The following is a 14,933-nucleotide window of genomic DNA, read 5'->3' as shown; positions in this document are numbered from 1 at the left end:
TTGTTTCTTTGACGAGAAGAGCGTACCACTTTTAGCAGTTGGCCTCCTCTTCTACACCTTTCCATGAATGTCGCACTTATTATCTGAAATCGGGGTTAAACAAAATGAGCGTAACTAGATTGCTGAAAATAAGTGCCAGTATTAGCACCTTGTACACAAAAAGAGGGTGTCGTTTTACTAACGGCTCGTACGCCGTATGTTGTGATGGATTTGGGTAGCGAAGCGAAAAAAGAAACTCAGATAGTGAAGAAAATCGCTTATCAGGGTTCACATGCAAAGCACGCTTAAGGGCGCTATCAACCCAATTAGGTATTGGTCGATTAGGAGCCAATGCGGTTTGGTATTTTAACTTTTTCTGCTCGGCCAACGTGCGACAATGAACGAGCTTTGTGCCATAGGGGTAACGCCCGCACAAGAGATAGTAGGTGAGTACGGCTAAGGAAAACAGATCAGAGCGCTCTGTGCCTACATTTCCTAAAAAGTATTCAGGTGCGGAAAAAAGTGCAGCGCCAGGAATAGGTGTGTCACTATAGAGGCTTGGGGCATCGGCTAAGGCTGCTGAACCCAAATCTATAATAGTACAGTGCCCTTGTTCGCTAATAATAATATTGTCGGGGCGTATATCCCTATGAAGAATGCCCTGACGGTGCATTGCCTGTAAACCTTTACCAACCTGCTCGATTATATTCCTAACTTGCTCTAATGGCGGCGTAGGGTTATCAACAGCCCATTGAGCTAGCGTTTGACCTTGCACATATTCACTTACGCTGTAAAAAGCAGAAGGAGAGTACGGTAAACCCAAATCAGTAAACGTTGGGCTTTTAATAACGTGTGCCGAATTAATCCGTCTCGAAAACCAGCTCTCTATTAGGAACCCGTTTACCATTTCTGGTGATAGGGTAAAGTCGGTAGCCGGCGTTTTTACAACCACAGGGCTGTTTCTGTGCGTAGCTTCACAAGACGAATTGGTGGCAATAAAAACATGGCTTCGGGCCGACGTATAAAGCTGTCGTTCTAGCTTCAGTCCATCAACATCATCACCCGTCTTAAAGTTTGCGGCAGCAGGCTCTTCGCATACATGTTCATCAGACTGCTGATTTGAGTAATGAATCGCAGCATCAGAAACCTCAGAATTGGTTATCAGTTGGTTGCCCAACGGCCTGTTAAGTACAGATGAATGAGGTGAAGTTGAAATGCCTGTATACAGTGGGTGTCTGTGATCGTCTAGGCCATCATGGCTAGCTACAAGAACCTTTACGAGAAGTAAGGTGAGGTTGTCATCGCTTCCTCTAGTAAATGCCTCATGTACTACCAACGCAGCTTGGTTTTCAGAAAGCGTATCGGCCTCACTGATTTTCATAAGAATGGTAGATAGCGAAACAAACTCATAAACCCCGTCGCTACTTATCGAAAACGTGCTCGATGAGTTGAGGGTGAGTGTTGTGTGGTCGATGTCTATATTCGCTTTAACGCCTAATGCTTTAGTAAGATAACTCTGCGAAGGCTCACTTTCCGATACTTGACGATGAGGTTTTGTGAGTAAGACAGGCGACTGTGCGTTCTTAGAAATAGCCTGAATTTGACAATCTCCCACATGAAATACATCCATGTGATTGCCTGTTACCACCGCCACTGTTAACGTGCACACATAACCTTTTTCTGGTGTATAGCAGAAGGGACTTCTTTGCGTACGTGTGTAAAGCAGCGCGTTTATCTCTTTAATAATGGTTTCAGCGCGCATCTTAACCGACCATTGTTCCGGCGCCATATTAAACAGTTTAATAAACTGACTGGTAGCAAAGTCGCTAGCAACTTGGCTAACCGTACTGCTACTTACACCGTCGGCGATAACAAAAACGCTGCTTTGATCTGTGTTATCAGAAACATGAAAAGCGTATGCATCTTGGTTTATCGCTTTAACGCCGGCTGTAGAAAATGCACTTACACTGAGCGTGTTAGCTGGTGGGTTAATTGGGGCGTTTAACGCGGCTCGCTCATTCATGTTTAATTGCTTCTTACCTGCATATTTAATTATGAGCCCAATTAGTTATTTCCAAGGAAACGGATAACGCCATCATGACGTGTCTTGTAGGGACAAGGCATGATGGCTTTAAGATAAGCGCCTTAATTAAATAGGCAGTGTTTGCGATGCAGCGGCTTTATCAACAGGGATAGTACGTTTGGGTAGCGTCTTAACGTGGGTGGTGTACAGGGTTAGTCCAGTAAAGGCGAGGCCACCAACAAGATTTCCAAGTGCAGTTGGGATCTCGTTCCAAATGAAGTAGTCCATAACCGAGAAGTCGCCGCCCATAATAAGGCCAAATGGGAAAAGGAACATGTTTACTACTGAGTGCTCAAAACCCATAAAGAAGAACAGCATGATTGGCATCCACATGGCTAGTACTTTTCCGCTAACGTGGGTTGAAATCATTGCACCCACTACGCCTAGCGACACCATCCAGTTACACAACATGCCGCGAATAAAAATGGTGAACCAGCCTGCAACGCCGTGTTCTGCGTAGCCCAATGTACGAGCTTCGCCAATACTGGCTACCTTAGTCGCGATGGCACCGCCATCCACGTTATACCCCATGGTAAAAATAAACGACATCATAAAGGCCACGGTTAATGCGCCACCAAAGTTACCTAAGAATACTAATCCCCAATTCCGTAGAATTTGTTTTGGCGTGACGCCAGGTCGCTGTGCAAGCCAAGCGAGCGGGGTAAGTACAAACACGCCGGTTAATAGGTCAAACCCCATAAGGTAGAGCATACAAAAGCCCACTGGGAATAACACTGCGCCAAGAAGAAATACGCCGGTTTGAACGGCAATGGTAACGGCAAAAACAGCGGCAAGGGCCAATATTGCACCTGCCATATAAGCGCGGATTAGAGTATCTCGTGTAGACATATAAATTTTGGCTTCGCCTGCATCTACCATCTTGGTTGCAAACTCAGCGGGGAGAAGATAAGCCATGGTTTCACCTCACGTTGTCGTTATCAATAAGTTGTCATCTGTGTGTTGGCGTTTACTGTTTCAATGCGTTCCAGAAGATCAAAAAAAGGCGTCCGCAGCGCTCTCGTAAGAAAGAACTGGGGACGCCTTTGTCCGAAACTCATGCATTGTGGTAGCTAACAAATAAACCGTTGGTTATATGTACGCCTTTGTACTCTAAAGCCCGTTGGCAACTAATACTTGTATAAGCGCCTTCGTACTTTTGTAATCCATTTGTACAAAGCTAAAAAAGTGCCAATAACCAAAATGTACGTAAATGCGTTATTTATTGCTTTTAAAAACAATGCTTTGTATAAATTCATGGCTGTGTTGATAGACGCTTGCGCCAAGGCACTATTAATTAGCCTGCACTAAAAAGGGGGGAGTGTGAGTGTTTAAGGTGCAATCGGTTTAACCATTTCCTACTTTAATGCCTGTTTTAACATTTTTAACTGACGCTTCATGGTTGGATAAATTTTTGTCTCTTGTGTTCGGTGTGCGTATTTTTCGTGCTCAAATTGTTCACACAGAAGTGTTAGTGCCTTGGCAGCATCTTCGTTTATCAAAGGGTTAACTTCACTCATAAAGGCGGACAAGGTTTTATTCCCTCTTTCTTTTCCTGTTTTAGCTTCAACGCATTTTATTGCGTTTAGTAAAACTCTGTGTGAGGGCGACAGTGTGTTGCGATACGTTTTGGGTAAAAAATAAAGTGCTAAAATAAGCCCAATTAGACCAATGGCGGAAAGAAATACAACTCGCATTTTTTGCGGCGTTAGCGAGCCTAGTAATTCTTCAAGCATGTTGGTTTGCGCAGTATTGTCAAAGCCCAGTACCCATTTACTCCACGAGTAATCGAGCTGTTGAAACCAGCTTTGTAATGTTGCAAAAATAGCAGCGTTGCTAAGGTCGCCCAAAATACTGGCTTCACGAGACTCCCCAAGCTCTTCCAACGCAAGTTCAAGCCCGAAGGTTAAGCGTGACGGTGCCACCATACTCGTTGGGTCGTGTCGAATCCATACACCATCAATAAATGCTTCCACCCACGCATGTGCATCGTACTGCCTTATTTGCAGCACATTGTCATTAAGTGCGCTTCCGCCCTGGTAGCCTGTCACCATTCTTGCCGGTACCCCTGCGGCGCGAAGCACATACACCATGGCGCCTGCGTAATGGGCACAAAAACCTGAGCGTTCTTCAAATAAAAAACGGTCGATGGGGTCGGTAGGCATGGCGTTCGGCGATAGGGTGTAGCGGAAGCCCCCTTGATTAAATTCACGCATTATTGCGCTAACTATTTGCTGTGCGCTTGAATATTGTTTGGCGAGTGTCTGTCCCCATGCCCTGGCTTGAGGGTTGCCATTCATGGAAACCTGAAGGTTTAGTTGCGATTCAAAATTTCCTATTCCGCTAGTGATTTGAGCAGTTGGATAGTAGCGCAGATAAAACGCTTTTTTACTGGATATTGGGCTATTCGCCCTTAACGTAAAATCAAAAAGACTTCGTACGAAAATACTGTTCTCGCGGTTGTTGGGGGTCGAAGGCGCTAACGCAAACAGCCACGTTTGCTGTGTGGGTTCCACGATCAATTCATAACTTATCACTTGAGGCGTACTTTCCTCGGCCAGAGCTGACAAGGGTGTTGGCTTGCCCATGTAAGCTAGCTGCTGCTCTGCCTGTTTGCGCTTGTCGCTAATAGACCAGGTTTTCCCGTCAAAATGTTCTAAGGTCATAGCGCGCCAATACCTGGACGGTGCAACAGGAACTGCTTCTGTGTTTTCAAATGTGGCGCTGAAAGCCAATTCAGATGAACTTGCAAGTGACGCAATATCACCTGGCGTCACCGTGTCAGAAAGCCCGGTTTCAGTCGACTTTGACGTGGGCATCTGCCAAAGCGGAGGGAGTTGGGGAAGTAGTAAAAACAGTAGCAGCGCGATAGGGAAAGCTTGGACAATAAGCACGGTCACGAATTTAATGCTTTTTGATTTGGGTATTCCTGCACCGTGATAAATGGCAGTCGCGAATAGCAGCAGGGCCAGTATTCCTGTATAGCCAATCCACGCAAATACGCTTAGAGACGAGATAAATCCGCAGCCGATCAAGAACAAACAGGTACATACAATTAAGTGAAAATCACGTTTTTTCTCAACCAGCATGATTTTGAGCGCGCACGCGACGGTCAATAGGTTGATCATGCTATCAAGCAATCCTACTGAGAAGCCAAACCACGATAATGCGAACACTGCCAATATCGCCAGTAGATTAACCGTGCGTGATGTGGGCAAACTATTTAACGCACTAAGGCCTGCGGCCCTCACTATCACAGCACATCCACCTAGCATAATTACCCATGTCATAAGCGGCGCGGTGAGAGTAAAAAGAATAAGAGAGAAAGCTATGCAGAGCATAAGCACAGCCACGGACGTTGGTTGGCTAAACACGCTTTTAACAACGGTTAATTGCGTTAAACGGCTTAAGATAGCGGAGCTCATTTCGTTGACCTCGCTTTTTCATTCTTTATGGAAGATATTGAGACCGTTTTATTTGAGGTCGAAGAAGCTTGTGATGAATGCGAATTCAAACAAGCAAGCGCACTAAGACATTCGTGCCTATGTTTTACCCCGCGAGCAGGGGCAATGTTAAGCCCTTTGTACTGTATTCCAAATACCCGGTCTGCGCCTGTCCAAGACAATGTTGCATAGGTAAGTGCCGACACGGCAGTTTCCACATCGATGTTTGAGGGAACTGAAAGTACAAAACTGTCGCTTTGCAAGGAGGTAAAGGATTTCGAAACCCAATTTCCGTTTTTCGCCACATGCTTCCATGATACGCGATTAAGCGGCTGTCCAACTTCGTAATCGTTTAATGCGTAGAAGTCCTCGTTACTTGTAAGGTCGTTAACCTGACTGACGCTATCCGACTCATTAGAACTCGCTACCTTAGTAACAGTGACCGGACCTTCTTGAGGTTTTGCATAGACAGTAACCTGTTGGTCAAAATCGAGGTGGGTCCAGCATTTGTATAATCCCAACGGAAAATCGCATGCAATGGTTAGTCTGCCCAGTGCAAATCGCCCCCGTACTGGTATTGGAAGAGGCACGCTGAGGGTTTGCGTTTGTCTTGTATCCGTAACTTCATTGTCGTTTAAAGAAAAGCTGTACGTCTGCTGATCCACTGAGGTATCTTGATTGCTTGCATGAACAGCGGTTTCCATGGGGCGCGCTGTATTTAGCCACTTTATTGCTAATACACCATTGCACGTTTTCGTTGGCGCTGCCGCGTGAGGGATAACCTGAAGCTGCAATTCACCCTGTAAGTTACAGTGAAATGGACTGGGGGGCGTCGCTTTAAGCGCTAAACGCGCAAAGTTTTGATGAGTGTAAAACAGCGTTAATAGCATAATGCTTAAGCACAAATAGCTAAGCAGCAACATCAAGTTGTTTTGGTAGTTAGTGCCAAGTAAAAACAAACACAGCGATAGAATAATAAAAGACCAACCGAATCCGCTCGGCAATATAAAAATACTGTTTACGTTGAGGTGATGTTCGTGAGAAGCCGGAACTCGCCTGTCTAACCACTTTAATAGCCTACGTTGTAGGTAATTCGAAAGTGAAGCTGGCATTCTACGCACCTTTAGCGCTCCGAAAATTCATGAATGCTAGGCTGCCAGTGGGTCAATACTATCGAGTAATTTCTGGCTCAGTTTTTCACCGTCAAAAGCATGGGTTTGCTGCCCTTGTGCCAACTGATGTGAAGACAATGTTAGCCTATGAGCGGTAATGGCCACGAAGACGGCCTGTACATCTTCGGGAGTAACATATGATTTTCCGGAAACAAACGCCCAAGCTTTGGCACCTTGTAGTATCGCTCTACTCGCTCGTGGCGATAGGGGGTTAGGGTAATCATTACTTTCTCGACTTTCACTCACCAATCTTAGAATGTAATGAATAATGGCATCGCTGGTATGAATAGTGGCTACCTCTCGTTGCATCTCGCGCAAATTCTCCTCATTTAGTATTTGTGCAAGCGGTGCTGATGCATCCTGTTGCAATAGCATGGCTTTTTCTGCCTCCCACGCTGGATAGCCCAAAGAGATACGCATAAAGAAACGGTCGAGTTGGGACTCTGGCAAGGGATAAGTGCCCGATTGATAGCTTGGGTTTTGTGTAGCAATAACAAAAAATGGAGAGGGTAGCGCGTGGGTTACACCATCGATACTTACTTGTCGCTCTTCCATCGCTTCTAACAGGGCGCTTTGTGTTTTGGGACTGGCTCTGTTTAGCTCGTCCGCTAACACCACTTGGCTAAAAATAGGGCCGTGTCTAAACGAAAAGCGCTTTGCCTCGTCTTGTTCATTACTATGAAAAATGTTTACGCCCAACATATCTGATGGGAGTAAGTCAGAAGTAAATTGAATGCGAGAATATTGTAGGCCAAAAACTTGGGAAAGCGCATGAGAAAGGGTGGTTTTACCCATTCCTGGTAAGTCTTCAATTAATAAGTGGCCATTGGCAAGTAAACAAGTTATTGCGAGTTTTAACTGGTGATCTTTACCAATAATTTTCTGACTAAGAGCCCGCTGTACATTGATGATATCTTGGCGCATATAATTGTCACTTAAGTTTAAAGTTACTCTGTCACACTACGTATTAAACAGTGAGAAAGCGATTCAGGCTTTTCTAAGGATGTTGCGCAATGATGTTTAAGTTCATGTCTGAGTTTATGTTCTAGTTTACGTGTTTAGCGAACGGTAACGAGTGCCGACAATGCGGTGTTTCGAAGGTCACTACTTCTTAATAATAGCAACGATAGTGAAAGGCTTTCTATTGAATTACCTGTTAAATTTTATACGCAGGTATATCAGCGACTTGATGGTTCGTTGAGTTGTTTCTCCTATATTCTTAATGTTGTTAAGGCGACGTCTATTTTTGAAAAAGTAAAAACGGCTTACATGGACTTTATCGACAGCAAATACGACGGAACGGGAAGCAGTAAAACGTCACTTTCTTACCTTATTAGCATAGATTCCCGCAAAACATCTGTTATTAAGTGCTGCGTAGTTTATCTGTGTTGTCTATAATGGTGCCTCTTAAAAAGGAAGTAGTTATGAAAAGCATTGAAATAGATGACGATTTATATGCCTTCATCGCCAGCCAAACGAAGCATATTGGTGAGAGTGCATCACAAATTTTAAGACGTTTACTTTTGCCTGAAGACGGTGCCGTGTCCCAAGGTGTCCAGCATGGTGGCGCTTCATCTACATCTGTAAAAACAAGCGAACCAAAAAGTACAGACGTTGTAGAAACCGCAGATAACGCAAGTGAGTCAACACCCGAAGTTGAAACTCAAGTGGCGACTAAAGTACAAACCAAAGCGCCTTCTAAAGCGACAGCCAGTTCAGCAGTTAAAGCAGCGCCAAAGGCTGCAGCGAAGAAAGCTACAGCTAAAGCAACGGCAGCAAAAGCGCCTGCGAGCTCAAGGGCAGCTAAAAAGGTTTCGGAAGTTTCTTCAGTAACGCCAGCAACAGAAGCTCACTCGAAAAGAGACATTCTTGAAGCGGTGTCAAAAGATGCATTAGGCACATTTACCAAGCGCGTTGATCAATTCCTGTTTGTTTTAAGTGCAGCGCACAAGCTTAATGCAGAAAACTTTACTCGTGTTGAAAGTATAAAAGGTAAAAACCGTACGTACTTTGCGACAAGTAAGGCGGCATTGTTGGAAAACGGCAGCAGTACTAATCCTAAAGCTATCCCTGATAGCCCGTTCTGGGTGGTAACCAATAACAATACTGCCAAGAAAACGAATATGCTGGAACAAGTTTTGCGTAACTTAGGCTATCAACCCGATGTTATTGAAACCGTGATTGCGCGTTTCTCTTCAGAAGGTAAATAGCAAGCCAAGGTATAGAACAACGAAACTTCTAAATAAGGATTTTTTTCATGGCATTACATCCGCAGGCTGGACAGCATGCAGCAAAAGAGCAACTCATTAACGTAGCGCAGTTAGTGAGCCAGTATTACAGCTATAAACCGGATATGAATGACCCGGGTCAAGCGGTCTCTTTTGGCACGTCAGGTCACAGAGGTACAGCTTTCAACGCTACGTTTACCGATACCCACATCAGTGCAATTTGCCAAGCATTGGTAGAGTATCGTAAACAAGAAGGTATCGACGGTCCGCTGTTCGTTGGTAAAGATACCCACGCGTTATCTGAGCCTGCCATGATTACCGCTATCGAAGTTTTGTGTGCAAACGGTGTCAATGTTGTCGTGCAGCGCGCAGACAATGAAAGCATGGGCTATACGCCGACACCTGTTATTTCACGTACTATTATTCGCTACAATCGCGCAGGTAACACCGACAAGGCAGATGGTATCGTCATTACGCCTTCTCATAACCCTCCTTCAGACGGTGGATTTAAGTACAACCCGCCTCACGGTGGCCCTGCCGATAGTGATGTAACCAAACAAATTCAAGAACGCGCCAATGAATTAATTGCCGATGGCAATAAGAATGTTAAGCGCATTGATATTCGTCAAGCTACCGCGCGCAAATTGGTTCGTGAAGAAGACTTCATGGAACCTTACATTGAAGACCTTGCAAGCGTTATCGACATGGAAGCGATTGCAAACGCTAACTTGAAGTTAGGTACTGACCCATTAGGTGGTGCAGGCATAGGTTATTGGTCGCGAATTGCAGATAAATATGGCTTGGACATTACCGTTGTTAACGACGCGGTTGACCCACAGTTTGGTTTTATGCGCCGTGACAAAGACGGTAAGCTTCGCATGGATTGTTCGTCTGCCTATGCGATGGCAGGGCTTATCGAGCTGAAAGATAACTTTGACTTAGCTTGGGGCAATGATCCTGATTTCGATCGTCACGGTATTGTGTGCAAAAGTGCGGGCCTAATGAACCCAAACCATTATTTGGCCGTGGCTATTAACTACCTTTATACTCACCGCCCAGAATGGCCTAGCGATTTAAATATCGGTAAAACACTGGTGTCTAGCAGTATGATTGATCGCGTAGCCAACAGCTTAGGTAAACCTTTAGCTGAAATGCCGGTAGGCTTTAAATGGTTTGTTGATGGTTTATCAAACAGCACTATTGGTTTTGCGGGTGAAGAAAGTGCTGGTGGAATTTTCCTTGAACGCAATGGAAGCACGTGGGCGACAGACAAAGACGGCTTTATTCTTTGTTTGCTGGCAGCTGAAATCCTAGCCATCACAGGTAAAGATCCTGGCGAGCACTACAAAGCGCTAACGGAAAAATTTGCAGCGCCGGTTTACAGCCGTGTTGACGTGGCAGCAACCCTTGAACAAAAGCAAAAGCTTTCGGCGATGGATGCATCTGTCGTCACTAGCGATACGTTGGCGGGCGAGCCTATCACTGCCGTTCAAACCCATGCACCAGGTAATAACGCGGCAATTGGTGGCGTTAAAGTATCGACAGAAAATGGCTGGTTCGCAGCGCGTCCTTCTGGCACCGAACAAATTTATAAAATCTATGCGGAAAGCTTTAACGGTGAAAGCCACTTACAGGATCTAATTGCTGAAGCCGAAGCCTTAGTCGGAAAAATAATTAAATAAGTACAAAAATAAATCACTTTAAATTCCTTTTTGTAAATAAATTGTTATAAATCGCATGAATGCATACGAATTCATGCGATTTTTTGTTATTTTAACAAAATTATTACAACATAATCGTTTAAGCGCTGCTATATTGCTGTCATATTCTGAAGTTATTCTGTAATTAAATTACGTTTTCGGTGTGTAAACACCGCTTCTACTTAAGAGTGAGACGCAAAATGAACGCAAAAGCGACCAAGACGCAACCCTCTCCAGTGATCGATAAGGCTGCATTCAAAGCAGCGGTTATTAAACACTTACACTGCACGCTAGGCACCGACGAAAACAAAGCAAACAATCACGCTTGGTGGAAAGCAACCTGTGCTGCCATTCAAGAACAAGTACTTGAAGGGTTGCGTAAAACCCAGAAAAGTCATTACCTGAACGACACGCGCGCCGTTCATTACTTCTCTGCTGAATTCCTAATGGGCCGTTTGCTTTCAAACAACCTGCAAAACTTTGGCTTATTCGATGTAGCGAGTGGCGCGTTGAAAGAGCTAGGTGTTGAAATTTCAGACATTCTTGAAGAAGAGCCAGATATGGCGCTGGGTAATGGTGGCCTTGGCCGACTAGCGGCTTGCTTCATCGACTCACTAGCGACAATGGAATTACCTGCAATAGGTTATGGTATTCATTACGAGCACGGTTTGTTCCGCCAAGAAATTAAAAGCGGTGAGCAAATCGAGCGTCCAGACAGCTGGCGTCACTACGGTAATCCTTGGGAAATTTGCCGTCCAGAATCTATTCAAGAAGTATCACTTTACGGCTATGTAGAGACTAAATACGGCGACAACGGACGTGTGCTGAAAGAATGGCACCCTGGCTCAATTGTAAAAGGTGTGCCGTGGGATATTCCTGTTGTAGGTTATGAAGGTAAAACCGTAAACGTATTGCGGTTGTGGCAGTCAGAAGCGTCTGGCTACTTCAATTGGGACGTATTCAATGCTGGTGGTTATGTTGATGCACAGCGTGAAAATGTATCAGCTGAAACTATTTCAAAAGTACTTTATCCAAACGATGAGACCGAAGCGGGTAAAGAGCTTCGCCTTATTCAGCAGTACTTCTTCTGCTCGTGCTCGCTTAAAGACATTATCCGTCGTTACAAGCGTGCTCATGGTGACGATTGGAGCCGTTTCGCCGATCAGGTTGTTATTCAGCTAAACGACACGCACCCAGCTATTTCTATACCAGAGCTAATGCGCATTCTTGTTGACCGCGCAGAGCTTGGTTGGGATGAAGCGTGGGGGATTTGTACAAAAGTATTTGCATATACCAACCACACCTTGCTACCAGAGGCACTTGAAAAGTGGCCTGCGCGCATGATTGAGAAGATCCTTCCTCGTCATCTAGAAATCATTTATGAAATTAACCACCGCTTTATGGCAGAGGTTGATAAGAAGTGGCCTGGCGACAATGCCATGAAAGCTAAGCTTTCAATCATTGAAGAAGGTAACGAGAAGATGGTTCGTATGGGCCACCTGTCGGTAATCGGTTCATTTGCTGTTAACGGTGTGGCAGAAATGCACTCTCGTCTTGTTAAGTCGTCTCTGTTCCCAGAGTTCGATGAACTATATCCTGGTAAGCTAACTAACGTAACCAACGGTATTACGCCACGCCGCTGGTTGAAAGCGTGTAATCCAGCGCTGTCTAAGCTAATCGATAAAAAGATTGGTGACGACTGGCCGCGCGACTTAGACAAACTGCAAGGGTTGGCTAAATTTGCAAGCAATAAAACGTTCCAGAAGCAGTTCATGAAAGTGAAGCTTGAGAACAAAGAGTTGCTAGCAGAGGAAATTCGCAAGTCACTTGATATAGAAGTAGACGTCAACGCCATTTTCGATGTGCAGATTAAGCGTTTGCACGAGTATAAGCGTCAACACTTAGCGCTTCTGAATATTATGACGCTATACCGTCGTATTCTAGAAAACCCTGATTACGATATGCACCCGCGTGTATTTGTGTTTGGTGCTAAAGCCGCACCGGGCTACAAGCTTGCGAAAGATATTATCTTCGCTATTAACAAGGTAGCGGATAAGATCAACAACGATCCGCGCGTAAATAACAAGATTAAAGTAGCATTCTTACCAAACTACCGTGTATCACTCGCTGAAAAAATGATTCCAGCGGCAGACGTATCTGAGCAAATCAGTACGGCAGGTAAAGAGGCATCAGGAACCGGTAATATGAAGCTTGCACTGAACGGTGCGGTAACTATTGGTACACTTGATGGTGCAAACGTTGAAATTGCTGAAGAAGTAGGCGATGACAACATCTTTATCTTCGGACTTACAGTAGAAGAAGTGAACGAGCTTAAAGCGAATGGCTATAACCCACATGACTACTACTATAAAGATCCAGAAATTAAAGCTGTGCTGGATTGGTTAGAAACGGATTACTTTACGCCAGGTAAACCAGGTGCATTGGTGTCAATTAAGCAAAGCTTACTTGATAACGGTGACCCGTACATGGTGCTTGCAGATTTCCGTGCTTATTCTGATGCACAAATTGCAGTTGATGCTGCATACCGCGACAAAGAGCGTTGGGCGGAAATGGCCATCATCAATACAGCGAAGATGGGTAAGTTTACCTCAGATCGTTCAATTCGTGACTACGTAGAACGCGTTTGGAAACTTTCACCGTGTAAGATTGAAAGCTAATCGCAGAACCGTAAAGAAATAGCCCGGCAGTGGTACACTCGCCGGGTTTTTTATTACCCTCTAAATACTTCTTCATTGTTTCGTATCGGGTTCAAAATACGGCACAGTTTGTTCTTAACGTCACCAGAAATAAGTACTACAGCCATGTTTTTTGTCCATAATTAGGCTAATGTTGTACAAAAGTATAAGACGGTATGCAAAATAATACGTTACTGTCGTTGCGCCTTTCGTAGCGCCATGGTTTTATATAACTAGTTGTTTTTAGTACCTCGAAGCGTAAAGCTCAAGGAAAACATCATGAGCCAACACACATCACTGGCAACCATTCCCAATCGCTATGCGTTTATCGATAGCATTTCGAAGCAAGCGTCTCGCAGTGCTTCTATTTCATTGATGCTGGTCGATGTAGTACGTTTTTCTGATGTAACAACCAGTCTGGGCATTCATGTAGGCGATCGCTTTTTACTTGAAATAGCCAACCGCATTCAACTTCTCTTTGGGCAATCGGTATCAATTGGGCGTATCAGCGGTGATGTTTTTGGCATCGTTTTTCCTAATGAAAGTAATGAAACCGTAATGCGACAAATGTTCGAACGCTTAGTCGAGCATTTCAAAACGCCTATGCATTATGATGGTACGGCTTTTATTGCAGACTTTAACGTAGGTGTGGTGTGCAGTATTAAGAATGACTTTGATATCACTTCCTTTGTTTCCCGAGCAGAAGCGGCTTTAAAACAAGCAAAAGAAAACAAATACGAAAATTACTTCGCGTTGACTAAGTTAGACAAAACCGACACGGGCAGAAGTTTGGCGCTAAAAGCAGATTTAAAACGTGCATTAGCACAAAATGAACTCGAGCTTTACTATCAACCAAAAGTCGATCTGACAACGTTAGAAGTCGTGGGGGCTGAGTGCTTACTTCGCTGGAATCACCCTCTTGATGGCGTCTTATTTCCAGGCCCGCTAATCGAAGCGGCCGAGTCGTATAATATGATGAGCGAACTGGGCTACTGGACGCTTGAGCAAGCCTTTAGGGCGCTCTCGGAATTGGACCTAATGAAGCGGTCTTTAATGCTGTCTGTGAATATTTCTCCCACACAGTTATACGACAACCAGTTAGTCCCAACACTGACGATGCTGAGTCGTACGTATTCAATGCCGCTTTCGTTAATCGAGTTGGAGCTCACCGAGGACGTGGCACTGTCTAATTCATTAATGGTGAAAAAGCAGTTAGATGAGCTGCGAAGCTTAGGCGTATCTATTTCTGTAGATGATTTTGGTAAAGGGTATTCAAATCTTGCTTATATTCGAGATCTGGATTTGGATGCGCTGAAAATCGATAAGTCCTTTGTGATGGAACTTGAAGCTCACCCTGTTAATCGCGCCATTATCGAAGCGGCGAAAGTGATAGGGCATGCAAAAGAGTGCTGTGTAGTAGCCGAGGGCATAGAAACCGTAGAGCAGCTTCACATACTCAGAGAAATAGGGGTTACACAAGGGCAGGGATACCTATTCTCTCGCGCCATTCCATTCGATGATTTCGTACAGCTTACCCAACAAGAGATAATTATCGGCAACTCGCCTAGACGCGCTCAAGCCTAGTATTTGAAAGTGCGGCAATCTGTAGTTGCGTTGTTCAATCCTTACAGCTAC

At 44.7% G+C, this 14,933-nt stretch carries 9 protein-coding genes; 4 read left to right on the top strand and 5 right to left on the bottom strand.

The annotated features are described in order from the left end of the window. Positions 1-79: 79 nt before the first annotated feature. From BIZ39_RS14435 to BIZ39_RS14415, 5 genes are all read right to left on the bottom strand, one after another. Entirely contained in the window at positions 80-2,002 is a 1,923-nt protein-coding gene (locus BIZ39_RS14435; protein ID WP_187447313.1) for a protein kinase domain-containing protein, read from the bottom strand. A 126-nt stretch (positions 2,003-2,128) separates the two neighbouring features. Then, positions 2,129-2,977: a formate/nitrite transporter family protein gene (locus BIZ39_RS14430; RefSeq protein ID WP_014949030.1), complete on the bottom strand. Its 849-nt coding sequence runs from the start codon at positions 2,975-2,977 to the stop codon at positions 2,129-2,131. Between the two features lie 440 nt (positions 2,978-3,417). Beyond that, complete coding sequence (locus BIZ39_RS14425; RefSeq protein ID WP_187447312.1) at positions 3,418-5,484, bottom strand: transglutaminaseTgpA domain-containing protein; 2,067 nt, start codon at positions 5,482-5,484, stop codon at positions 3,418-3,420. After that, complete coding sequence (locus tag BIZ39_RS14420) at positions 5,481-6,614, bottom strand: DUF58 domain-containing protein (RefSeq protein WP_187447311.1); 1,134 nt, start codon at positions 6,612-6,614, stop codon at positions 5,481-5,483. The genes BIZ39_RS14425 and BIZ39_RS14420 overlap by 4 nt, the downstream gene beginning before the upstream one ends. A gap of 36 nt (positions 6,615-6,650) precedes the next feature. Further along, positions 6,651-7,598 (bottom strand): AAA family ATPase, encoded by a 948-nt coding sequence (locus BIZ39_RS14415; protein ID WP_101564052.1) that lies wholly within the window; start codon positions 7,596-7,598, stop codon positions 6,651-6,653. 500 nt (positions 7,599-8,098) lie between these two features. Between BIZ39_RS14415 and seqA the strand changes: the two genes are divergently transcribed. From seqA to BIZ39_RS14395, 4 genes are all read left to right on the top strand, one after another. Further along, positions 8,099-8,884: a replication initiation negative regulator SeqA gene (gene seqA, locus BIZ39_RS14410; protein WP_187447310.1), complete on the top strand. Its 786-nt coding sequence runs from the start codon at positions 8,099-8,101 to the stop codon at positions 8,882-8,884. Between the two features lie 47 nt (positions 8,885-8,931). Beyond that, complete coding sequence (pgm, locus tag BIZ39_RS14405; protein ID WP_187447309.1) at positions 8,932-10,584, top strand: phosphoglucomutase (alpha-D-glucose-1,6-bisphosphate-dependent); 1,653 nt, start codon at positions 8,932-8,934, stop codon at positions 10,582-10,584. Positions 10,585-10,802: 218 nt separating this feature from the next. Further along, complete coding sequence (locus tag BIZ39_RS14400; RefSeq protein ID WP_049588978.1) at positions 10,803-13,280, top strand: glycogen/starch/alpha-glucan phosphorylase; 2,478 nt, start codon at positions 10,803-10,805, stop codon at positions 13,278-13,280. A gap of 297 nt (positions 13,281-13,577) precedes the next feature. Next, on the top strand, positions 13,578-14,882 hold the full coding sequence (locus BIZ39_RS14395) for a putative bifunctional diguanylate cyclase/phosphodiesterase (RefSeq protein WP_049588977.1): 1,305 nt from the start codon (positions 13,578-13,580) through the stop codon (positions 14,880-14,882). The last annotated feature ends 51 nt before the right edge of the window (positions 14,883-14,933 follow it).

Origin of the sequence: Alteromonas sp. BZK5 (assembly GCF_014349115.1) — a bacterium.
In the GTDB taxonomy this organism is placed as follows: Bacteria; Pseudomonadota; Gammaproteobacteria; order Enterobacterales; family Alteromonadaceae; genus Alteromonas; species Alteromonas macleodii.
This window is presented reverse-complemented; position numbering and strand designations above follow the sequence as displayed.

Bases quoted from the DNA above. Each gene is read 5' to 3' on its own strand.
- BIZ39_RS14435 (WP_187447313.1), bottom strand. From the start codon at position 2,002: ATGAATGAGCGAGCCGCGTTAAACGCCCCAATTAACCCACCAGCTAAC.
- BIZ39_RS14430 (WP_014949030.1), bottom strand. From the start codon at position 2,977: ATGGCTTATCTTCTCCCCGCTGAGTTTGCAACCAAGATGGTAGATGCA.
- BIZ39_RS14425 (WP_187447312.1), bottom strand. From the start codon at position 5,484: ATGAGCTCCGCTATCTTAAGCCGTTTAACGCAATTAACCGTTGTTAAA.
- BIZ39_RS14420 (WP_187447311.1), bottom strand. From the start codon at position 6,614: ATGCCAGCTTCACTTTCGAATTACCTACAACGTAGGCTATTAAAGTGG.
- BIZ39_RS14415 (WP_101564052.1), bottom strand. From the start codon at position 7,598: ATGCGCCAAGATATCATCAATGTACAGCGGGCTCTTAGTCAGAAAATT.
- seqA (WP_187447310.1), top strand. From the start codon at position 8,099: ATGAAAAGCATTGAAATAGATGACGATTTATATGCCTTCATCGCCAGC.
- pgm (WP_187447309.1), top strand. From the start codon at position 8,932: ATGGCATTACATCCGCAGGCTGGACAGCATGCAGCAAAAGAGCAACTC.
- BIZ39_RS14400 (WP_049588978.1), top strand. From the start codon at position 10,803: ATGAACGCAAAAGCGACCAAGACGCAACCCTCTCCAGTGATCGATAAG.
- BIZ39_RS14395 (WP_049588977.1), top strand. From the start codon at position 13,578: ATGAGCCAACACACATCACTGGCAACCATTCCCAATCGCTATGCGTTT.